The 22524-nt window shown below is 58.5% G+C and carries 20 protein-coding genes; 7 read left to right on the forward strand and 13 right to left on the reverse strand.

Annotated elements, in window-relative coordinates; genetic code table 11:
* The first annotated feature begins 15 nt into the window (after nt 1-15).
* On the forward strand, nt 16-1560 hold the full coding sequence (locus BMZ32_RS03805) for an AmpG family muropeptide MFS transporter (protein ID WP_090239793.1): 1545 nt from the start codon (nt 16-18) through the stop codon (nt 1558-1560).
* Between the two features lie 72 nt (nt 1561-1632).
* Nucleotides 1633-2358, forward strand: a complete 726-nt coding sequence (locus BMZ32_RS03810; RefSeq protein WP_090239796.1) for a lipopolysaccharide kinase InaA family protein — start codon at nt 1633-1635, stop codon at nt 2356-2358.
* Nucleotides 2359-2381: 23 nt separating this feature from the next.
* On the opposite strand, the gene BMZ32_RS03815 is transcribed toward BMZ32_RS03810, so the two are convergent.
* Together BMZ32_RS03815 and BMZ32_RS03820 are read right to left on the reverse strand one after the other, a co-directional pair.
* The gene (locus BMZ32_RS03815) at nt 2382-3212 is read right to left on the reverse strand and encodes a mechanosensitive ion channel family protein (RefSeq protein ID WP_090239799.1); all 831 of its coding nucleotides are present in this window, start codon (nt 3210-3212) and stop codon (nt 2382-2384) included.
* Nucleotides 3213-3323: 111 nt separating this feature from the next.
* Nucleotides 3324-3803, reverse strand: a complete 480-nt coding sequence (locus tag BMZ32_RS03820) for a YajQ family cyclic di-GMP-binding protein (protein WP_090239801.1) — start codon at nt 3801-3803, stop codon at nt 3324-3326.
* Between the two features lie 150 nt (nt 3804-3953).
* On the opposite strand from BMZ32_RS03820, the gene BMZ32_RS03825 reads away from it, so the two are divergent.
* From BMZ32_RS03825 to BMZ32_RS03840, 4 genes are read left to right on the forward strand one after another with little or no spacing between them, the layout of a single operon-like run.
* Nucleotides 3954-4919, forward strand: coding sequence for a GGDEF domain-containing response regulator (locus BMZ32_RS03825; RefSeq protein WP_090239804.1), 966 nt, complete (start codon nt 3954-3956; stop codon nt 4917-4919).
* 12 nt (nt 4920-4931) lie between these two features.
* Entirely contained in the window at nt 4932-5840 is a 909-nt protein-coding gene (locus BMZ32_RS03830; RefSeq protein WP_090239806.1) for a putative 2-dehydropantoate 2-reductase, read from the forward strand.
* A 46-nt stretch (nt 5841-5886) separates the two neighbouring features.
* Entirely contained in the window at nt 5887-7905 is a 2019-nt protein-coding gene (locus BMZ32_RS03835; RefSeq protein ID WP_090239809.1) for a sensor histidine kinase, read from the forward strand.
* Nucleotides 7906-7907: 2 nt separating this feature from the next.
* Nucleotides 7908-8492, forward strand: a complete 585-nt coding sequence (locus BMZ32_RS03840) for a cob(I)yrinic acid a,c-diamide adenosyltransferase (RefSeq protein WP_090239812.1) — start codon at nt 7908-7910, stop codon at nt 8490-8492.
* Here the strand turns inward: BMZ32_RS03840 and BMZ32_RS03845 are convergent.
* The 7 genes from BMZ32_RS03845 to BMZ32_RS03875 form a co-directional block, all read right to left on the reverse strand.
* Nucleotides 8489-9382 (reverse strand): pseudouridine synthase, encoded by an 894-nt coding sequence (locus BMZ32_RS03845; protein WP_090239815.1) that lies wholly within the window; start codon nt 9380-9382, stop codon nt 8489-8491. The two genes, BMZ32_RS03840 and BMZ32_RS03845, sit on opposite strands and share 4 nt — an antisense overlap.
* A gap of 56 nt (nt 9383-9438) precedes the next feature.
* Complete coding sequence (locus BMZ32_RS03850) at nt 9439-10500, reverse strand: HPP family protein (RefSeq protein WP_090241536.1); 1062 nt, start codon at nt 10498-10500, stop codon at nt 9439-9441.
* A gap of 115 nt (nt 10501-10615) precedes the next feature.
* Nucleotides 10616-11566 (reverse strand): Nudix family hydrolase, encoded by a 951-nt coding sequence (locus BMZ32_RS03855; protein ID WP_090239817.1) that lies wholly within the window; start codon nt 11564-11566, stop codon nt 10616-10618.
* Nucleotides 11563-12195 (reverse strand): glutathione S-transferase family protein, encoded by a 633-nt coding sequence (locus BMZ32_RS03860; RefSeq protein ID WP_090239819.1) that lies wholly within the window; start codon nt 12193-12195, stop codon nt 11563-11565. Before BMZ32_RS03860 ends, BMZ32_RS03855 begins: the two co-directional genes overlap by 4 nt.
* A gap of 125 nt (nt 12196-12320) precedes the next feature.
* Nucleotides 12321-13538: a bifunctional glutamate N-acetyltransferase/amino-acid acetyltransferase ArgJ gene (argJ, locus tag BMZ32_RS03865; RefSeq protein ID WP_090239821.1), complete on the reverse strand. Its 1218-nt coding sequence runs from the start codon at nt 13536-13538 to the stop codon at nt 12321-12323.
* Between the two features lie 138 nt (nt 13539-13676).
* Nucleotides 13677-16409 carry a preprotein translocase subunit SecA gene (gene secA, locus BMZ32_RS03870; protein WP_090239824.1) on the reverse strand — a complete coding sequence of 911 codons (2733 nt, stop codon included), beginning with the start codon at nt 16407-16409 and terminating at the stop codon, nt 13677-13679.
* A 117-nt stretch (nt 16410-16526) separates the two neighbouring features.
* On the reverse strand, nt 16527-17453 hold the full coding sequence (locus tag BMZ32_RS03875; RefSeq protein ID WP_090239827.1) for a M23 family metallopeptidase: 927 nt from the start codon (nt 17451-17453) through the stop codon (nt 16527-16529).
* Nucleotides 17454-17534: 81 nt separating this feature from the next.
* On the opposite strand from BMZ32_RS03875, the gene BMZ32_RS03880 reads away from it, so the two are divergent.
* Nucleotides 17535-17999 (forward strand): DUF721 domain-containing protein, encoded by a 465-nt coding sequence (locus BMZ32_RS03880; RefSeq protein ID WP_090239829.1) that lies wholly within the window; start codon nt 17535-17537, stop codon nt 17997-17999.
* Nucleotides 18000-18135: 136 nt separating this feature from the next.
* Here BMZ32_RS03880 and lpxC read toward each other — a convergent pair whose 3' ends face one another.
* The 4 genes from lpxC to BMZ32_RS03900 form a co-directional block, all read right to left on the reverse strand.
* A complete protein-coding gene (gene lpxC / locus BMZ32_RS03885; RefSeq protein ID WP_090239831.1) occupies nt 18136-19047 on the reverse strand; it encodes a UDP-3-O-acyl-N-acetylglucosamine deacetylase in 912 nt (303 codons plus the stop codon).
* Between the two features lie 112 nt (nt 19048-19159).
* The gene (ftsZ, locus tag BMZ32_RS03890) at nt 19160-20347 is read right to left on the reverse strand and encodes a cell division protein FtsZ (RefSeq protein WP_090239834.1); all 1188 of its coding nucleotides are present in this window, start codon (nt 20345-20347) and stop codon (nt 19160-19162) included.
* 43 nt (nt 20348-20390) lie between these two features.
* A complete protein-coding gene (gene ftsA / locus BMZ32_RS03895; RefSeq protein WP_090239836.1) occupies nt 20391-21638 on the reverse strand; it encodes a cell division protein FtsA in 1248 nt (415 codons plus the stop codon).
* Between the two features lie 20 nt (nt 21639-21658).
* Nucleotides 21659-22522: a cell division protein FtsQ/DivIB gene (locus tag BMZ32_RS03900; RefSeq protein WP_090239839.1), complete on the reverse strand. Its 864-nt coding sequence runs from the start codon at nt 22520-22522 to the stop codon at nt 21659-21661.
* Nucleotides 22523-22524: the final 2 nt, after the last annotated feature.

Raw genomic sequence — 22524 nt, forward strand, 5'->3', positions numbered from 1 at the left:
GCTGATACCCCTTCAATGCCCCGTAAAAGCTGGCGTGATGCCATTGCTGCCTACTCCAGCCCGTCGACACTGGTGCTGCTCCTGCTAGGGTTCGCCGCCGGCCTACCCTACATGCTGGTGTTCTCGACCCTTTCAGTCTGGTTACGCGAAGCCGGTGTAGCGCGCGACACCATTGGCTTTGCCAGCCTGATCGGGCTGGCTTATGCCTTCAAATGGGTCTGGTCACCGCTGCTCGACCAATGGCGTTTGCCGCTGCTGGGCAAACTAGGCCGCCGACGTTCCTGGCTGGTGCTGTCACAGATTCTGATCGCCATCGGCCTAGCCGGTATGGCGCTGTGTGACCCGCAAACCCACCTAACCTGGCTGATTTCCCTGGCCGTATTAGTCGCCTTCGCCTCAGCCACACAAGACATCGCCGTCGACGCCTACCGCCTGGAAATAGTTGACGACACCCGCCAAGCGGCCCTGGCCGCCAGCTATATGGCCGGCTATCGCGTTGCCGCCCTGCTCGCCACTGCGGGGGCACTGTATTTCGCCGAAGGCTTTGGCTCTACTGCCCTGCTTTATCAGCACGGTGCCTGGGCTGGAACCTACATGCTATTTGCCATGTTGATGCTCCCCGGGCTGCTGACCAGCCTGTGGATGCGCGAGCCAGATGTGCCACTGCGCACCCAACTGGCCGCGGCGCGTTATGGCTTTAGCCATCAGATTGCCTCGGTACTGGTATTGATTGTGCTGCTGGTGTCGGTGCCCGCGATGTTCACCCAGTTTTATTACACCGACTTCGCCAGCCTGGTTAATGGCCAGAACAGCGTGCTCGACCTACTGCTGGAAGACCGCGCGTTTCTGCGTGCCCTGCTCTACACCGTTCTCAGCGCCCTGTGCCTGTCGTCCATGGGGCGACGCGGTCTAGCCCCCGTACTGACGCCGGTCAACGACTTTATTGTGCGCTACCGCTGGCAGGCGTTTTTGCTACTGGGCCTGATCGCCACCTATCGCATGTCAGACACCGTGATGGGCGTGATGGCCAACGTGTTCTATATCGATCAGGGCTTTACCAAAGATCAGATCGCCAGTGTCAGCAAGCTATTTGGCCTGGTGATGACCCTCGTAGGGGCCGGATTTGGCGGTTTACTGATCGTGCGCTTCGGCATCATGCCGATCCTATTTATCGGCGGCGCCGCTTCGGCCGCGACTAATCTGCTGTTCCTGATGCTGACTGGCATGGGCGCTGATCTGCAGATGTTGATCGTGACTATTTCTGCCGATAACTTCAGCGCAGGTCTGGCGACGGCGGCATTTGTCGCTTACCTATCGAGCCTGACCAACCTGAAATTCTCCGCCACCCAATACGCCCTGCTCAGCTCGATCATGTTGCTGTTACCACGACTGATCGGTGGTTATTCAGGCGTCATGGTGGAAACCTTCGGCTACGCCCAGTTCTTCCTAGTGACTGCAGTGTTGGGCGTCCCAACCTTGATCCTGATCATTCTGCAATGGCGGCGCGAACAATCACGGCAAGATGATGCCAGCGGAGTGGCCCCGATCGAGCAAGAATAATCCGAGAATGGTCATATCAGCCAAACTGGCGTAGGTTTTGCTAGCAGCTGACACCCATATTAAGGACTCATTATGGCAGCAACATTCAGCACCCTAGATATCTCATCCAACTCAGCCAGCTTCGACAACTGGTGGCAGATCCAGGGTGAATGGGTCGAAGAGCCTAATGACCGCCGCGGCGGCTACAGTGGCGTGCAGCGTATTTACAAAGACACAACGCTGCTCTACGCCAAACGTCAAACGGGTCATATTCACCGCAGCCTGCTCCATCCTTTTGGCCGGCCAACCGTGCTGCGTGAGCAAGAAGCCCTGCTAGGCGCACGCAAGGCAGGGGTTAAAGTTCCCGAAATTGTTTACTGCGCGGCAGAGCGCAGCAGCGATGGTTGGCGAGCCCTGCTTATCACCAAGGCGCTGGAAGGCTTTCAGCCGATTGATGAGTGGTACGCCAGCAACGGCCGCGAGCAGTATGGCGAAGCATTGCATCAGCAACTGCTGATAGAGGTCGCTCGCACGCTTGCCCGCCTACACACGGCGCGCTGGCAACATGGCTGCATCTATATCAAGCATATTTTTGTGCGCATTAGCGGCGAGGACTCTGCAGCTGTGCCCGAAGTCGCACTGCTTGATTTAGAGAAATGCCGGCGGCGCCTGACCAGCAAGCAAGCAGCCATGCACGACATGCTGCAGCTGCGGCGCCATTCGCCCTGGGATCAAGCTGACTGGCAGAACCTGGTCAGCCACTATCAACAGGCGATGGGCCGCGACTTCAAAATGCTCTACAACGCCACTCGCCGCTAACGCGGCGAGCGCTCAGGCAGGGCTTAACTGCTCTGCTGCACCAAATGCACCACGCGTTGCGGGAATGGAATACCAATACCCGCTTCGTCCATGCGCTCCTTGGTCTGCTCGGTGAAGGCAAAAGTAACCGGCCAGAAATCGGGCGTTGCCACCCACACCCGCAGTGACAGGTTGACCGCACTGTCGCCCAGCCCCGTCACAAACACCACAGCCGCGGGGTCGCTGTGCACGCGCGGGTCTTTGGCGATTTCCAGCAGCACATCGCGCGCCGTTTTGATATCACTGGAGTAATCGATACCCACGCTAATATCGACGCGGCGCTTGGGCTCGCGCGAGTAATTGGTGATATGCCCATTCGACAGAATGCCATTGGGCACGATCACCACCTTGTTATCGGCGGTTTTCAGCGTGGTGTGGAAAATCTGAATGCTGTCGACGCTACCCGAAACACCTTGCGCCTCGATCCAGTCGCCGGCACGGAATGGGCGAAACAGCATGATTAATACGCCGCCGGCGAAATTCGCCAGGCTGCCTTGCAACGCCAGGCCAATGGCCAGACCAGCGGCACCGATGACGGCTATAAAGGAAGTAGTTTCCACCCCGACCATCGAGACCACGCTGACCAGCAGTAAAATCTTCAGCACGATGCCGACCAGGCTGCAGATAAAACTGCCCAGCGCCCGGTCAACCTGACGCATTTCGAGTAAACGGCCAATGCTGCTAACGAGCTTGCTGACCAACCACCAACCAATCAAAAAGGTGATCAAAGCCAGGGTTAGCTTGCCACTGTACTCCAGTACAACCGGCAACCAGGCTTCCGACATTTTCACGAGTTGTTCGACGTTAAAATCCATCTGCTAATCCTTGTAAAGCTTAAAAACAAACCGCCACGGCAAGCCGTGGCGGTTTTACTGCACATGCAGCGTTGCGACGCCTGCACGACGACAAGGTTCAATACTCACGCTTTAATCGCGGAAGTTGTTGAACTGCAAGGGCATACCGAAATCTTTGCTGCGCAGAGCAGCAATCGCCTCTTGTAGGTCATCGCGCTTCTTGCCGGTGATACGCACCTGCTCGCCCTGGATAGCGGCCTGAACCTTGAGCTTACAATCCTTGACGTGTGCGACGATTTTCTTCGCCAGGTCCTTCTCGATCCCTTCACGCAGGATCACTTCCTGTTTGACGCTCTTGCCCGACGGATAAGCGTCCTTGAATTCCAGACACTGAACATCGATCTTGCGTTTGACCAGGCTGAGCTTGAGAATCTCAACCATCTGCTCCAACTGGAAATCAGCATCTGCTGTTAGGTTGATAGTCAGCTCTTTCAGCTCAAAGCTACCTTTACCGCGCAGATCATAACGGCGCTCCAGCTCTTTGAGGGCGCCGTCGATGGCGTTGGTCACTTCATGTTTGTCCAGCTCGGACACCACGTCGAACGAGGGCATGGGCTTACTCCTGATAGACGGCGCGCCCTGTATCACGAACGGGACACGCCTGGCTTGACGGTAAAAAAACGCGACCATTATATAATGGTCGCGATACAGACTGCCCGGCGAAGTACTGGGTCCACGTGATTTCACCTAGCGAGCCTGCCCATGCCTAACTCCCACCTGAGCATTTTGGTCGTCGATGACGCCAAATTCTCCAGCGCCATGATCGGTCGCGCCCTCAGCCAGGCGGGCTATCAGGACCTGCGCTTCGCCAGCAGCGCGGCTGAAGCCATCAGCCTGCTCGAACAACGCCCCGCCAGTGTCTTGCTGGCCGACTGGCTGATGCCAGAGATGAATGGCCTGGAGTTGACCGTACAGGTGCGCCAGTTCGATGAAATGGCCCACCACTACACCTATGTAATCCTGCTCACCGGCAAAGAAGGCGAAAACGTGCTGAGCGAGGCCTTCGACAGCGGCGTCGATGATTTCATCAGCAAAGCGGCAATGAATGAGCAACTTGTGCCGCGGGTCTTCGCCGCCGACCGTTTGTGCAACACCTTACAGCGCCTGCTACAGGAAAACCGCCTGCTCACTGATAACATCGCCAGCCTGGAACAGCGCAACCTGATCGACCCACTCACGGGCCTGGGCAACAACCGTTACTTACAACAGAAGATGCTCGACAGCTTGCGTCAGGTTGAATCGCGCGGGGGCGCGCTGTGCTACTTGCTGATTGGCTTGCAGGATATCCACACGCTGCACCAGCAGCATGGCGAGGCTTTCTACAGTGAACTGCTCAGCAGTGTCGCCCGTCGCCTGCAACAGCTGGTACGACCGCTGGATGTGCTGGTGCGCCTGGATGAAAACCACTTCGGCCTGATCACCTTAATGACCGACCTGCACGAGTGCTCGCCCAGCAGTTTCAAGCGCCTGCACGAGGGTATCAACCTCAAAGCCTTCAAAACCAGCGAAGGTTTTATCAGCCTCAAAGCCGGAATCAGCCTGGTTGGCCTCGACGTTAAAGGCCTGCCCTGCTCGCCGGAGCAGATCATTAAACAGGCCGAAAAATTGCTGGCAGAGTCTTACAGCAGTGGCCGGGTAACGGCGCTACGTCTGCCGTTGCAACAGTAATCCGCGCTTAACATGTGGCATATCCTCGGTGCGGGCAGCCTGGGTTCCCTGTGGGCAACCCGCCTGGCGCGGGCCGGTCTGCCGGTGCAGTTGCTCCTGCGTGACACGCAGCGCCTAAAACGCTATCAACAAGCCGGCGGCCTGACTCTCATTGAACAAGGTCAAGCGCAACGCTACGCCATCGCGGCCCAAACAGCCGACCACCCGCAACCAATCCAGCGCCTGTTGCTGGCCTGCAAAGCCTATGACGCCGCCGCGGCAGTGAGCCAGCTCGCGCCACGCTTGATTGCCGGAGCGGAAATTCTGCTGCTGCAGAATGGTCTGGGCAGCCAGGATGAGGTCGCGCGCGCAGCCCCGCATGCGCGCTGCATTATGGCTTCCAGCACCGAAGGCGCGTTTCGCCAGGCGGACTTTCAGGTGGTGTTTGCCGGCCACGGACATACCTGGCTCGGCGATCCGCTTGATCTGCAACCGCCCGCCTGGCTGGCAGATTTACACCAAGCCGGAATTGCCCATGACTGGAGCGTGGATATCCTCAGTCGTCTGTGGCGTAAGCTCGCACTGAACTGCGCCATCAATCCGCTCACCGTGCTGCACGATTGCCGCAATGGTGGGTTGCGCGAACACCCGGCGCAGGTGACCTGTTTGTGCAGCGAGCTGACTGAGTTGCTGCACCGCTGCGGCCACAGCGCTGCTGCGGAGAACCTGCATGACGATGTGCAACGGGTCATCCTCGCCACCGCCGCAAACTACTCGTCCATGCATCAGGATGTCAGCCAGGGTCGGCGCACGGAAATCGCCTACCTGCTGGGTTATGCCTGTAACGCGGCGCAGCGCCATCAGCTGCAGTTGCCACACTTACACGCCTTGCACCGCCAGCTGCTGACTCACCTAAACGCACGCGGATTGCCCAGCCACTGAGCCGCGCGTTAACCTGCCCGCACGCTCATCACCGACCCTCCCCGCCATGCCTTTGCGTCAGCGCCTTGAAAATTTACCGGTCGGCCGCAAACTGCTGGTCGCCTTGCTGGCTTTGTTGGCCACCGTGCTGCTGGTGGCCAACCTGGCGTTTATCAGCGCGGCTTACTGGATCTCCCAGGAAAGCGTGGCCCCCCAGGCCCTGCACACCCTCGGCCGGTTGATTGCCAGCCCACAACTGAGCAAGCACGCACTGAGCTCTCCCGCTGCTGCAGAAGCCTTGCTCAAGCGCCTGGATGACTATGCACCACTGCGCGCGGCGATGATTTATGACGCTGAGGGCCTGAGCCTGGCGCAGCTACAACGCGGCACAAAATTGCAGCTGCCGCTGCGCCTCGCAGAGGTCGAGTCCTGGCGGCACAGTGAATTCCGCATCAATCAGCTGGTCGAGCTGCCGCAGGTCGCAGGCAACTCCGGCTATTTGCTGCTGGTGGCCTCCAGCGAACTGCCGGGGGTGTTCTATACCGGTACGTTGACCGCCAGCCTGGTGATTCTTGCCCTGAGCGTCGTGCTCTGGCTGATCGTCTCGCGCCAGGTGCGTCGCCTAATCACCCGGCCGATTCGGCGTTTGGAAGAGCTCTCACGCCAGGTCACCCGCGAGGAGAACTACGCCCTGCGCGCCCGGCGCGGCAACGCCGACGAAATCGGCAGCCTGGCAGATGCCTTCAACACCATGCTGGTGCGAATTGAGGCCCGCGAGCAGCAGCTCAAGCGCGCCCGTGATGACGCCCAACAAGCGTTCGATCAAGCCCAGCACCTAGCGGAGGAAACCCGTCACTCCAACCGCAAGCTGGAGCTGGAAGTGCAAGTGCGCAGCAAGATCGAAAAGAAGCTCACTGGCTTTCAGAACTACCTCAACAGCATCATCGACTCCATGCCCTCGGCGCTGATTGCCCTCGATGAGCAGCTGTACGTCACCCAGTGGAATCAGGAAGCCAGCAGCCTGTCTGGCACGCGCCTGGATGAGGCGCTGAATCAACCAATTTTTCTCGCGTTCCCGCTGCTCAAACCCTTCCTGCCTCAGCTAAAGCGCACTGTCGAGCAGCATCAGGTGGAAAAAATTGAGCGCGTAACCTGGGGGAGCAATGAACAACCGCTGCACTTCGCCCTGACCTTCTACCCGCTGACCGGCGGCAGCGGCCGTGGCGTGGTGATTCGCATCGATGACATTACCCAACGCCTCAACCTCGAAGAAATGATGGTGCAATCGGAGAAAATGCTCTCCGTCGGCGGCCTGGCCGCCGGTATGGCGCATGAGATCAACAACCCGCTGGGGGCCATCCTGCACAACGTGCAGAACATCCGTAGGCGTCTATCACCCGACCTGGAAAAAAACCGCGAGCAGGCCGAACAAACGGGCATCTGCCTTGAGGCTATCGACCTTTACCTGCAGGCCCGGGAGATTCCGCGCCTGCTTGATGGCATTCAGCAAGCCGGCAGCCGCGCGGCGAAGATTGTCAGCAACATGCTCAATTTCAGCCGACGCAGTGATCGCCAGCTCGCTCCGTGTCACTTGCCGGCCTTGCTCGATCAGGCTGTAGAAATCGCCAGCAATGACTTCGACCTGACCGACAGTTTTGACTTCAAAAGCTTGAGCATCCAGCGTGAGTTCGCCAGCGATCTACCCGCTGTGCCCGCCACCGCTAACGAACTCGAACAAGTGCTGCTCAACCTGCTGAAAAACGCTGCTCAAGCCATTCACCAGCGCGGTGACAATGCCCCCCCCGGACAGATCATCCTGCGTATACGCCTGGCCGGGCCTTGGGCGGAGATCCAAGTAGAAGACAACGGCGTCGGCATGCCCGAATCGGTACGCAAACGCATCTTCGAGCCGTTTTTCACTACCAAGGAAGTCGGCCAGGGCACCGGGCTCGGCCTGTCGGTTTCCTACTTCATCATCATCAACAACCACAAAGGGCAGATGGAAGTGCAGTCCAAGCCGGACCAAGGCACCTGCTTCACCCTGCGCCTGCCACTCCCAACCGCCACTCCTGATAAAGGCCTCTGAATATGGGTTACCGACTCTCGAAAATTTACACCCGCACCGGCGACACCGGCGAAACCGGCCTGGCCGACGGCCGCCGCGTGACTAAGGACCACCCACGTGTGGATGCCATGGGCGAGGTGGACACACTGAACAGTCAGATTGGTCTACTGCTCGCCGACCTGGCCAAACAACAGACCACACACCCGGGACTGGCCGAAATTATCGAGGTGCTCGCCCCCTGCCAGCATCGCCTGTTTGATCTGGGCGGGGAACTGGCGATGCCTGATTATCAGGCCCTGCAAGCACCGGAGATCGAACGCTTGGAAGCGGCCATCGACCGCTGGAACGAAGAAGTCGGGCCGCTGGAGAATTTCATCCTGCCCGGCGGTTCACGCTTGATCGCCCAAGCCCACGTCTGCCGCAGCCTAGCGCGCAGCGCCGAGCGCCGCTGTCAGCACCTGAATGCCGTGGAGCCGATTCGCGACGTTGGCCTGGCGTACGTCAACCGCTTGTCAGACCTGCTCTTCGTTGCCGCACGGGTGATCGCCAAACGTCAGCAGATTGATGAAGTACTGTGGCAGGCAGCGGCCAAAGAACCGCAAAGCTAAAGCAGCCTGAGCCGGCTCTCGAAACTGCGCCGCTCGCCGGTCAACGGGTCATCAAACCCCAAGCCGCGAGCCAGTAGCTTCAAGGGTTTGCTGTAGTCGTCAGGGCTGCCCGGTGCACCTGTGACCTCGGGATAGAAGGGGTCATTGAGGATTGGCGCGCCCAGTGCAGCTAAGTGCACGCGCAGCTGATGCTTCTTGCCCGTCACCGGGTAGAGCCGGTACAGCCAGTGCTGGCCCAGGCGCTGGGCAACTTCGATGCGGGTTTCGGTATTGGCAACGCCAGCGACTTCCTGCATGCGAAAGAACGGCTCAGCCGCGTCCAGGCGCGTAGCACGCAACAGTGGGAAGTTCAGGTGCGGCAGGGCTAGGGCCAACGCCTCGTAGCACTTGTTCATCTGCCGCAGGCGAAACAGTGCCTGGTACTGACCACGGCTCTCGCGGTTAGTGGAAAACAACACCAGGCCGGCGGTATGCCGATCGATCCGGTGCAGGGGCACCAAGTCGGCATTGCCCAAGCGCTTGGCCAGCCGCGCTTGCAAGGTCTGCTCGACATACTCGCCGGCCGGCATTACTGGTAGAAAGTGCGGCTTATCGGCAACCAGCACATGCTCATCGACATACAGCACGCTTTCTTCGAAAGGTATCGGCGTCTCTGCTGGCACTTCGCGAAAGTAATGCACCTTAAACCCTTCGCGATAGGCCGTAAGCAGGCTGATTGGCTGCCCTTGAGCGTCCAACACCCGACCACGGGCGATGCGTTCCTGCCACACCGCCGGCTTAATTGCCGGGAAGTGCGCGCATAGGCACTCGAACACCGTCGCCCAGCTGCCGCGCGGCAAGTGCAACGTACTGGGGCGCATATTCGAGGGGGAACGAGCATCTATCGACATGGACACACTCAACAGCCAGACAGCGGAAAGCCCAAAGGATAACCCAGATGCAGTCGTCAGCTGCCTGCTGCGGCTGCTCCAGAGCCTTGCAAGGCTATACGGAAGATGGCCGCCAGCAGGTCGGACTGGCTGACAATCCCCACGACCCGCCGTGCTTCATCGATCACCGGCACCTGATGCACATCGGCATCGGTGAGCATCTGCAGCAGGTCGGTGACCGGCCAGTCCACGCGACAGGTTGGCACCTCACGGCGCATGCAGGCGCCGACATCCTCGGCATCAGTGGGTGCCTGCAACAGTTCGTGCAGCCCGAGCATACCAAGCAGCTCACCCTGGACGTTGACCACCGGCATCGCGGTTAGGCGGTGCTCATGCAGGCTGGCGCGGGCTGCGCCAAGCCCCGTAGCCGGGGCCAGTGTTTGCACGTCACGGGACATGATATCGGCGCAGCGCACCTCGCCAAAACGCCGCTGATAGGCCCGCGCTTCGGTCTGCAGGAGAATGTCTTCGAGGTCTTCGCGGGATATATCGAGCAGCTCGCCACGAGCTTCGAGCACTGCGTCTAAGTCATCCGGGGTAAAGCCCAAGCGCTCACGCGGGATCGGGTCGCGGGTCTTGTGCACGTTGCCATGCGCAAAGGGTTGATGAGGGTATTGCCGGCGCAAGGCGTTATTGAACAGCAGCGCAATCAGCAATAGGCCAAGCGAGTTTAAGCCTACCGGATAAAGGGCGAAGTGATAGCCCAGCTGAACCACTTCAGGGCCCGCCAACACCGCAGTCAGCGCCACCGCGCCACCGGGCGGGTGCAGGCAGCGCAGGGCAAACATCGCGGCAATCGCCAAACCACCAGCCAGGGCGGCCACCGGCGCGCCATGACCGAGCCAGGCGGCACAGCTGACGCCGACCAACGCGGAAATCAGGTTGCCGCCAACAATCGACCAAGGCTGCGCCAAGGGGCTGGCCGGCACGGCAAACAGCAGTACCGCCGAGGCGCCCATAGGGGCAATCAGCCAGGGGCTGGCACTGCCCAATGCCTCACGGCAGAGCCAGCCACTGAACAGCAAGCCGAGCACCGCACCGACACAACTCAGTACCCGCTCGCTTAGGCTAACCGTCATCGGCGCCGGCCAGAAGCCTTTCAACCACCTGTTGATGCTGTGCACTGTTAAACGCCTGCCTTTTACGCACCATTAAAGGGCGCAACTATAACGTCCTTTAGCTGACGCCCACCAATCAGCGCGCAGACTCCGGCCAGAACGCACGAATACCCGCGACGCCCTGGGCTCCGGCCTGCCAAGCCCGCTCGACATCGCTCGAGGCCATCCCGCCTAACAAGTAGGCCGGCTGATTAAAGCCCTGCAATAACGCGGCAACCTGCGCCCAACCCAGCGGCTGAGCATCGGGATGGGTCTGGGTGGCCAGCACCGGCGACAGGGTGATGAAGTCCACACTCATCTGCGTGGCCAGCGCGAGTTCGTCGGCCGAGTGACAGGATGCAGCCAGCCAACGCTCGCGCGGAAACGGCCGCCCCGCTGCGCTCAGCTCACGCAACTGCTGCGCCGTCAGGTGCCAGCCGGCGGCGGGAAAGTCACCCAACCACTCCAGCGGGCCTTTGAGCATCAGTTGCGCCTTACCCGCGCACAGCCCTAAAGCGTCGACGGCAATATCACGGTACTGCGCATCGAACATGGCCGGGGCGCGCAATTGCAGCAGGCGGATGCCATTTTTCAGAGCCGTCTGGATACCGCGCAACAGCTCAGGCCCACTCAGGCCATCTGGAGTGATCAGGTAACGTTCAGGTAACCGCGCAGCCGCGACAATGGGCCGATTGGCCGCCGGAAAGTCATAGTCGCCCAACTGCCGGGGGCTGACCCAGGCCAGCGGCTGCCCCTCGGCGCCATGCGGCTCGCCGGTAAAAGTCGAGACCTCCCAGACATCCAGCAGCACCTGTTTGTCTGGGTAATCGTGACGTACCTGAATCAACGGGCGCGAGCTACTCGGGCAAATGCCCAGCTCCTCTTCCAGCTCACGCGCTAGGGCCACTTGCACCGTTTCATCGGCTTCGACCTTACCGCCGGGAAACTCCCAGAGCCCGCCTTGATGTTGATCATCGGCACGCTTGGCGAGCAGAATTTGCCCGTCTTCACCACGAATGACTGCAGCAGCTACATGAATACGCTTCACGCCAGATATTCCTCCTGGGCGGCTTGGTACCAACGCTGAAACGCCGGCCATTGATAGATTGTCTCGACATAGGCAGCAGCCTCAGCCGGCAGCGCCACCTGATAACTGCGCAACCGCGCCGCCACCGGAGCAAAGAAGGCATCGGCTAGGCTGGCCTGGCCAAACAGAAAGGCACCGCCCTGAGCAAAACGCTGCCGACACTCAGCCCACAGGCCGCAGAGGCGCTCAATATCGGCCAGCACATCGGCTGGCATCTCGGCCAGCGCCTGATGGCGCTTGAGGTCCATTGGCAGGTGCGTGCGCAAGGCGACAAAACCGCTGTGCATTTCCGCGCAGGCGCTGCGTGCCAATGCTCGGGCGGCTCGTGCTTGCGGCCACAGTTGCGCCGCGGGGAAGCATTCGGCCAGATACTCAGCAATCGCCAGCGAATCCCAGATCGCGCCTTCATCACAGAGCAGCAACGGCACTTTACCGGTCGGGGAATACTGCAGAATCTGCGTGCGAGTGTCAGAGCGGTATAGCGTAATCAGCTGTTCGCTATAAGGCGTACCCGTCAACTCCAAGGCTAGCGCCGCACGCAACGACCAGGACGAATAAGTTTTATCACCGATAACTAGGGTAAGGGACATGGGCGGCGCTCGAGGCAGGAAAGTCACTTGACCTTAAAAGGCGACTCTTTGAATAGCAAATTCCCGTTGTTTATGGGTACATAAGCAACGGGAATGCAGGGTTAACGCAGTACCTGGGCGAATGATCAGGTGCGGTATTCCGCGTTGATTTTCACGTACTCGTGGGACAGGTCGGTGGTCCAGATGGTCTCGCTGCAGCTGCCACGACCCAGCTCGATACGGATGGTGATTTCTTCCTCAGCCATTACCGCAGAGCCTTGTTCTTCGGTGTAGCTAGCGGCTCGGCAACCGCGGCTGGCGATACACACCTCACCGAGGAAGACGTCGATCAGGCTGACATCCAGCTGCGCCACACCGGCACGGCCGACAGCAGCAAGAATACGCCCCCAGTTTGGATCGGAGGCGAACAGTGCCGTCTTGATCAACGGCGAATGCGCCACGGCGTAACCCACATCCAGACATTCCTGATGGGTTGCACCGCCGTTCACCTGAACGGTGACGAACTTGGTTGCACCCTCACCGTCACGCACGATGGCCTGCGCCACGTCCATACACACACTGAACACTGCCTCTTTGAGCTTGGCGAACAGATCGCCGCTTGCCTGGGTGATCTCTGGCAGGGCCGCCTGACCGGTGGCAATCAGCATGCAGCAATCGTTGGTCGAGGTGTCGCCGTCGATGGTAATGCGGTTAAACGACTTATTCGCCGCATCACGCAGCAAGTCTTGCAGCACAGCCTGGGCAACCTTGGCGTCGGTGGCGATGTAGCCGAGCATAGTCGCCATGTTCGGCTTGATCATGCCGGCACCCTTGCTGATACCAGTGACGGTGACCGTCACACCGTCGTGAACAAACTGGCGGCTTGCACCTTTGGGCAAGGTATCAGTGGTCATGATGCCGGTTGCTGCATCCGCCCAATTAGCCTCGGATAAGTTATCCAGCGCGGCCTGCAGCGCACCTTCGATTTTCTCAACCGGCAACGGTTCACCAATAACGCCGGTGGAGAACGGCAGCACTGCGCTCTCATCGACTCCAGCCAGCTTGGCCAGGGCCGAACAAGTACGCTGGGCATTCAGCAAGCCCGGCTCGCCCGTGCCCGCGTTGGCATTACCGGTGTTGGTCAGCAAATAACGTACGCTGCCCAGCACGCGCTTCTTGGCCAGGATTACCGGAGCGGCGCAGAACGCATTAAGGGTAAACACCCCTGCTACGCTGGAGCCCTCGGCACAGCACATGACTACCACATCCTTGCGCCCAGGGCGCTTGATGCCCGCCGAGGCGATGCCCAACTCAAAACCTGGAACTGGGTGCAGGGTAGACAACGGGCCAAGACCAACAGCCATAGGAAACGCTCCTTGAGAAGGTGATGCATCTGTTTACGATGGTAAAACGCCGCGAGCGGTTAAACCGTTCGCGGCGTTGATCAAGCTGAGCCAAGCATAGCCAACCTGATGGTTGGCTCAAGCCATTTTACAACCGGTTTAACTCACTTGACCGTGGCAGTGCTTGTACTTCTTGCCGGAGCCACACGGACAGCTCTCGTTGCGACCGATCTTCTGTTCAGTGCGAACGGGGGCCACGGCAACTGCGACGTCACCCTCTTCTTCAGCCGTGTGTTGCGGCAAGGCTGAGGCGTCAGCGTGTTGGAACTGCATACGCTCAGCCAGGGCTTCAGCATCTCGACGCAGACGTGCTTCTTCTTCAGCAGGGTCTTCGCGGCGCACCTGCACATGCGAAAGCACGCGGATGGTGTCGCGCTTGATCGAATCCAGCAGTTCCTGGAACAGGGTGAAGGACTCACGCTTGTATTCTTGCTTGGGGTTCTTCTGCGCATAACCACGCAAGTGAATACCGTGACGCAGGTGATCCATAGTCGACAGGTGATCTTTCCACAGATCATCCAGAACGCGCAGGAGGATCTGCTTCTCAAAGGTCCGCAGGGCCTCGGCGCTGGCCTCGATTTCCTTCTCGTTGTAGGCCGTAATCAGCTCTTCGAGAATGCGCGCGCGCAGGGTTTCTTCGTAAAGTTTGTGGTCGTCGTCTAGCCACTGCTGGATGGGTAGACGCAGGTTGAAGCTGGTGTATAGAGCTTCTTCCAGACCACTGATATCCCACTGCTCTGGCAGAGACTGCGGCGCGATATGCTCGTTGATCAGGCTCTCAAGGACTTCGTGACGGAACTCGGCGATGGTTTCGCCAATGTTGTCGGCAGCCAACAACGTGTTACGCATGTGATAGATCACTTTGCGCTGTTCGTTGGCCACGTCGTCGTATTCCAGCAGCTGCTTGCGCATGTCGAAGTTACGCCCTTCAACCTTGCGCTGGGCTTTTTCGATGGCATTGCTGACCATGCGATGCTCGATGGCTTCACCGGACTGCATGCCCAAGGCCTTCATAAAGTTCTTCACCCGATCGGAGGCGAAGATGCGCATCAGGCTGTCTTCCAGCGACAAGTAGAAACGGCTGGAGCCCGGGTCACCCTGACGACCGGAACGGCCACGCAGCTGGTTGTCGATACGGCGCGACTCATGACGCTCGGAAGCAATCACATGTAAACCACCGGATTCAATTACCTGCTGATGACGCTTCTGCCAGTCGGCCTTGATCTGCGCCGTTTGCTCAGGTGTGGCGTTTTCCAGGTTGGCAACTTCGACTTCCCAGTTACCGCCCAAGAGGATGTCGGTACCGCGACCGGCCATGTTAGTGGCAATGGTCAGTGCGCCCGGACGCCCCGCCTGAGCAATGATTTCAGCTTCTTTCTCGTGGAACTTGGCGTTGAGTACCTTGTGCTCGATACCTTCCTGATTGAGCAGTGCGGACATATGCTCGGAGGTTTCAATGGTGGCTGTACCAACCAGTACCGGCCGCCCCAGCGCCATGCTTTCCTTGATATCGGTGACGATGGCGGCGTATTTCTCGTCCGCAGTCAGGTAGACCAGGTCGTTGAAGTCCTTACGCGCCAACTCACGGTTGGTCGGGATCACGATCACCGCCAGCGCGTAAATCTGATGGAACTCGAACGCTTCGGTATCAGCGGTACCGGTCATGCCAGACAGTTTGTTGTACAGGCGGAAGTAATTCTGGAAAGTGGTCGAAGCCAGGGTCTGGCTTTCAGCCTGAATCGGCAGGCCTTCTTTAGCCTCGATAGCCTGATGCAGACCCTCGGACAGTCGACGACCCGGCATGGTACGACCGGTGTGCTCGTCAACCAGCAGCACCTGGTCTTTCTGTACGATGTATTCAACGTTGCGGTTAAACAGCTTGTGCGCACGCAGGCCCGAATAAACATGGGTCAGCAGGCCTAGGTTGTGCGCCGAATACAGGCTTTCGCCCTCGGCCAGCAGACCAACTTCAGTGAGCATTTCTTCGACAAACTGGTGACCGGCCTCATTCAGTTCGACCTGACGGGACTTCTCGTCGACCTTGTAGTGACCTTCTTGAGTCACCACGCCCTCTTCTTCCTCAATATGCAGCTTGAGGCGCGGTATCAGCTTGTTGACCTCGGTGTAAAGGCGCGAGCTGTCCTCAGCTTGACCGGAGATGATCAACGGGGTGCGGGCTTCGTCGATGAGAATAGAGTCTACTTCGTCGATTACAGCGAAGTTAAGCTCGCGCTGGAATTTATCTTCCAGGCTGAAGGCCATATTGTCGCGCAGGTAATCGAAACCAAATTCGTTATTGGTACCGTAGGTGATATCGGACGCGTAGGCTTCACGCTTTTCATCTGGCGGCATAAACGGCGTGACGACACCGACAGTTAGGCCGAGAAACTCATACAACGGACGCATCCAGTTCGCGTCGCGGCGAGCTAGGTAATCGTTGACCGTGACCACGTGCACGCCCTTACCCGACAGCGCATTGAGGTACACCGCCAGCGTTGCCACCAGAGTCTTGCCCTCACCGGTGCGCATCTCAGCGATCTTGCCTTCATGCAAGGTCATACCACCGATCAACTGCACGTCGAAATGGCGCATGCCCATCACCCGCTTACCGGCTTCGCGGGCAACCGCAAAGGCCTCAGCAAGCAACTGATCGAGGGTTTCGCCTTTGGCTAGACGATCTTTGAACTCATCCGTCTTGGCTCGCAGTTGCTCATCGGAAAGGGCAAGCATCTGCTCCTCGAAGGCATTGACGGCAATGACCGCCTTGAGCATGCGCTTAACTTCACGCTCGTTCTTGCTTCCAAAGAGTTTCTTCAACAAAGGCGCAAACATATCGACAGGATCTTCCAGGCGTATGGATTGAGGGCTACTGAACAGCGACCCATGCAGCACTTAAGGCTGCGTGCGAGGTGGGCATTCTACTCGGAAACGCCGATGAGGAAAGCGGCGTTATTCGACGTCGCCAACTCGAGCGATGTAGCTGGCCGGATTGACCACCCGACCATTCTTAGCGACTTCGAAGTGTACATGGTAACCACTGGCGCGCCCGCTGCGCCCCACCTTGGCAATCGTCTGATCACGTTGCACCAAATCACCAATCTGCACCAGATTGCTCTGATTGTGCGCATACAGCGTGGTATAGCCGTCAGCATGACTGACCTCCACGACATTACCATAACCCGATTTAACGCCAGAAAAACTCACGACCCCAGCAGCAACAGCCACCACATCACTACCCGGTTTAGCGGCAAAGTCGACGCCTTTATGTTGGGTATTACGCCCTGTCAGCGGGTGCACACGCCTACCGAACGATGAGGACATATAGCCATGGCGCACCGGCATGCCAGAAAGGTATTCAGCCTCGCTAAGCTGGCGCTCGCCGATCAACTGCTCAAGCACCTCCAATAACTGCTCACGACTGTCCAGGCGTAGGGTCAGGCGGTCGAGCTCATCCATAAACAGCGGTGGCGCATACGCCGCATCGCCCAAGGCATCCTCTGCACCACCTTGACCGACGTTGAGCGAGAAATCGAATTCACTGGCATCCAAATCAGCCAATTCGGTCAGTCGTGCACCGAGGGCATCCAGGCGCGTCAGGCGCGCCTGCAACTCAGCCACATGAACAGCAAACGCATCCAACTGGCGCTGCGCATCCAAACGCACAGCACCGACTTCAGCGCGCTGCTGATCCAACACCTGATTGATTTGCGTGTCGTCTTGCACCCTCAAGGTGGCAGGCGCCCACCAGGCACCGACCGCAACACCGCTGGCCAGGACCGCAGCAAGCGTTAGTAGCATAACCAGCAGTAACCCGCGTAAATCCAGGCTGAGTGAACGTGCGGCACCGTGGTGCCGACTGAGTAAAATGATCTGCACAACTTTCCCCTAGCGGTGAAGCCACAGCCGGCAGCAGCGATTCTGCTACCATAACGACCTCACTTTTTCAGGCGTCCTGCCATGACATTTCGTCCTTTGCCGGCCCGGGCTCCCGCCGCGCTGTTGCGCGAAGCGAAACCTCTGAAAGCGCTGTTCAATCAAGCGCAACGCATTGATCGCCTGCAGCATCTTCTGGAAAGCCAGCTGCAACCGGCTGCTCGCGAACACTGCCATGTAGCATCATGGCGCGAGGGTTGCCTGTTACTGATAATCACCGATGGCCATTGGGCCACGCGCCTGCGCTATCAACAAAAGCGTTTACTGAAACAGCTGCAGGCACTCGAAGAGTTCGCGACCTTAACGAAGATCCTGTTCAAGGTGCAACCTCCGCCCGCTGAAAGGCGTGCACCAAGTCTCACAATGAACTTGTCCAACAGCGCCGCAGAAAACATCCAGGCTACCGCCGAAGGCATCAGCGACCCCAAACTCCGGGCGGCCTTAGAACGACTGGCCAAGCACACCAAAAGTGACAAAACAGCAGACTAAAACAGCACGCAAAAGTGATCAGCCAATATTTTAAACTTTAGGCTGTGACCACTCGAAGATTGGTCACCTGCAGGGCTAATGATAAAAAAAGGCCACCCTAGGGCAGCCTCAGAAAGCAAAAAAGGAGGGTATTGCGTTACACAGCCGCAACCGGACGCATGTAAGAGATTGGCGCAGTATTGGGGTCATCAAAGGTGACAACTTCCCATGCATCGGTTTGCTCGATCAGAGTGCGCAAGAGAAGATTGTTCAGCGCATGACCCGACTTGAAACCTTTGAACTCGCCAATCAGGCTGTTACCAAGCAGGTAAAGGTCACCAATCGCATCGAGAATCTTGTGCTTGACGAATTCGTCCTCATAACGCAGGCCGTCTTCGTTCAACACGCGGAACTCATCCACTACGATGGCGTTATCCACGCTGCCGCCAAGCGCCAGGTTCTGTGAACGCAGGAACTCGATATCACGCATAAAACCGAACGTACGCGCGCGACTAACTTCCTTCACGAACGAGGTGCTGGAGAAGTCTACGCTGGCTGACTGGGTGCGATTGCGGAACACCGGATGATCGAAATCGATCTCGAAGCTCACCTTAAACCCTTCGAAAGGCACAAAAGTGGCGCGCTTGTCGCCCTCTTCAACCGTCACTTCACGAAGAATGCGAATGAACTTCTTATGGGCGTCCTGCTCTTCCAGCCCTGCCGATTGAATCAGGAATACAAAAGGACCCGCACTGCCATCCATGATCGGTACTTCGGATGCGGAGAGCTCGACGTAGGCGTTATCGATGCCCAGGCCAGCCATGGCCGAAAGCAGGTGCTCTACCGTATCCACCTTGACATCACCATTGACCAATGTGGTCGACATGGTGGTTTCACCGACATTGCCTGCACGCGCGGGAATTTCCACGACAGGGTCCAAGTCGGTACGACGGAACACGATACCGGTGTCTACTGGTGCCGGCTTTAGGGTCAGGTATACCTTTTCCCCGGAATGCAAACCTACGCCAGTGGCGCGGATGGTGTTCTTCAGGGTGCGTTGTCTGATCATGGATTGGACCGCTATAGCACTAGTTGCGAATAGTTTTCAACAATGGCCGGCGATGATAGCAGAACCGGCCTTTGCTGAACACCAATCGCCCCAATACTCCTGATACATTTCATCAATCGGCCTGACGACGCAGGAAGGCCGGAATGTCGAGGTAATCTAGATCATCCTGAGGGTTCAGCTTGGCCGCCGTGGCCGCGCCGCCGTGGCTTTGACGCTGAACGGTAGGACGCTCATAGTCTTTGTAATTGACGCTTTGCTCGCCACGCGCCGGTGCGGCCGCGTTGCTGTGCGTGTTGGCCGAAACCTGCACAGTGTTATCGATAACCTTGACTGGTTTCTCGATACGCGCACCCAGACCCGTGGCAACCACGGTGACATGTAACTCGTCGCGCATATCCGGATCGATCACGGTGCCGACCTTAACGGTGGCGTGCTCGGAAGCGAACTGCTCGATGATGTTACCGACGTCTGAGTACTCACCCAGGGACAGGTCAGGACCGGCAGTAATGTTGACCAGAATGCCGCGTGCGCCCTGCAGATTAACGTCTTCCAGCAACGGATTGCGGATTGCTGCTTCGGTGGCTTCACGCGCACGGTTCGGACCGCTGGCGCAGCCAGTGCCCATCATCGCCATGCCCATTTCGCTCATCACGGTTTTCACGTCGGCGAAGTCGACGTTGATCATGCCCGGACGCTTGATGATGTCGGAAATACCGCGCACGGCACCGGCGAGTACGTCATCCGCTTTAGCGAAGGCGGACAGCAGGCTGGCGTCTTTACCGAGGATGGTCAGCAGTTTTTCGTTAGGGATGGTGATCAACGAATCAACGCTTTCTGCCAGGGCGCGAATGCCTTCTTCGGCAATCAGCATGCGTTTTTTGCCTTCAAACGGGAACGGACGGGTCACCACCGCAACGGTGAGGATGCCCATTTCCTTGGCCACCTGAGCAATTACTGGGGCTGCACCGGTGCCGGTACCGCCGCCCATGCCGGTGGTGATGAAGACCATGTCGCAGCCTTGCAGCACTTCAGCGATACGCTCACGGTCTTCCATCGCCGCTTGACGACCGACTTCGGGATTAGCACCCGCGCCGAGGCCTTTGGTTACAGCCGTGCCCAATTGCAGGACGGTACGGGCGCCGATGTTTTTCAGTGCCTGCGCATCCGTATTGGCGCAGATGAACTCAACGCCTTCAATGTTATTTTTCGCCATGTGATTGACAGCATTACCGCCGCCGCCACCCACGCCGATGACCTTGATAACCGCACTTGCTGGAGCGCTGTCTACGAGTTCAAACATTTTCCCTCTCCTTTACTTTCTAGTTATAACGCCTACTGCAAAATCAGAAATTGCCCTGGACCCAGCGCTTCAGCCGTTCCAGAACAGGTTGCTTGGGTTCATCGTTGTAGCTGCCAAGCGCAGACATCGATACGCCGTCGGCCTGCTTTTGCAGCCCGTACAGCAACAGGCCTACGCCTGTGGAATAGATGGGGTTACGCACGACGTCGGCCAATCCTTTGACACCCTGGGGAATACCCAGACGTACCGGCATATGGAAAATTTCTTCGGCCAGCTCGACGGCTCCTTCCATCTTCGCTGTACCGCCAGTAAGAACGATCCCGGCCGGAATCAAGTCCTCATAACCACTGCGACGCAGCTCAGCCTGAATCAGGGTGAACAACTCGTCGTAACGTGGCTCTACCACTTCAGCCAGGGACTGACGCGACAAATCGCGCGGCGGACGATCACCGACGCTCGGCACCTTGATGGTTTCGCCCGCGCCCGCCAGTTTGGCTAACGCGCAAGCATAACGAATCTTGATCTCTTCGGCATACTGGGTTGGCGTGCGCAGGGCCATGGCGATGTCATTGGTGACCTGATCGCCCGCAATGGGGATCACTGCGGTGTGACGAATCGCGCCTTCGGTGAAGATGCAGATGTCGGTGGTGCCGCCGCCGATATCGACTAAGCACACGCCCAGCTCTTTCTCGTCGTCGGTCAGCACGGCATAGGCCGAGGCCAGCTGCTCAAGAATGATGTCGTCAACTTCCAGGCCGCAACGGCGCACGCACTTCTCGATGTTCTGCGCGGCATTCACCGCACAGGTGACGACGTGCACTTTGGCTTCCAGGCGCACGCCGGACATGCCCAGTGGCTCACGTACGCCTTCCTGGTTATCAATCACGTAATCCTGCGGCAAGGTATGCAGTACACGCTGGTCGGCGGGAATGGCCACCGCCTGGGCGGCATCGAGCACCCGCTCAAGGTCAGCGGCACTGACTTCGCGATCACGAATAGCCACGATGCCGTGGCTATTAAGGCTGCGGATATGGTTACCGGCCAGGCCGACAAAGGCCGAGTGAATACGGCAACCGGCCATCAGCTGGGCTTCTTCGACGGCGCGCTGGATCGATTGCACAGTCGATTCAATATTTACTACCACGCCCTTCTTCAGACCGCGTGATGGATGGGTGCCGATGCCGACGATTTCCAGCTGGCCGTCCGCATTCACCTCTCCAACCAATGCCACCACCTTGGAGGTACCGATATCGAGACCGACGATCATCTTGCCGCTCTGCATATTTGCCATGGCTCTTGCCTTCTCCTGATTCACTGCACGACAGCGGTTGGTGCCGCCGTGGGCGCGACTGGCTCACGCCATGCCACGGCCAGGCCGTTGGCATAACGCAAATCGATGCGCGCGATATTCGCTTGTTGCTCTTTCAGGGCCTTGTCATAAATGGCCGTGAAACGCCGCATTTTTTCTACCAGATGATCACGCCCCAGCAGCAACTCAATGCCCTGCCCGGTGGAGAGGAACCAGCTGCCACGTTCACGCAGCTCCAGGCGCGCCACGGAAAACCCCACGGGACGCAGCATCTGGCTGATCACTTGGTATTGCTGCATTACCTGCTGTTGCGCACGCTTGGGGCCATACAGCTGCGGCAGGTGCTGATAGTTCGCCAACTCCTGCGGTGCAAACGCATGCCCTTGGTTGTTCAGCAGCGCCTCATCACCCCAGCGAGCAATCGGTAATTGTTCTTCCAGCCTTACTACCAGCTGATCTGGCCATACGCGGCGCACCTGAGCACTGGCAATCCAAGGCATCGTTTCCAGCTCATGGCGCAGACTGGGCAGATCGACGCTGAAGAAACTGGCGTTGGCATATGGCGCAATACGCTGCTGCACAGCCTGTTGATTGACGTAACTGAGATCGCCTTCAACGCTAATTTTGGCAATTGGCTGGTCGGCATAAGGCAAGGCACGCAGGGATACTTCGTAGGCGCCATAACCCAGACCCAACAGCAACAGCGGCCATGCCAGACGCTTCAACCATGAAAAATTAGTTTTCGGCAGGCTTACACGCAGGCTGATCGGCTCCTTGGCCACCAAACGGCTGGCGCCGCGCGGCACAGGCTTGCCGCGCACGGGGGCGCGGGAAGAACCTGGCTGGTGACGCAAGGAGGCGGTCATGA

The organism is Pseudomonas guineae (assembly GCF_900113745.1).
GTDB classification, from domain to species: Bacteria; Pseudomonadota; Gammaproteobacteria; order Pseudomonadales; family Pseudomonadaceae; genus Aquipseudomonas; species Aquipseudomonas guineae.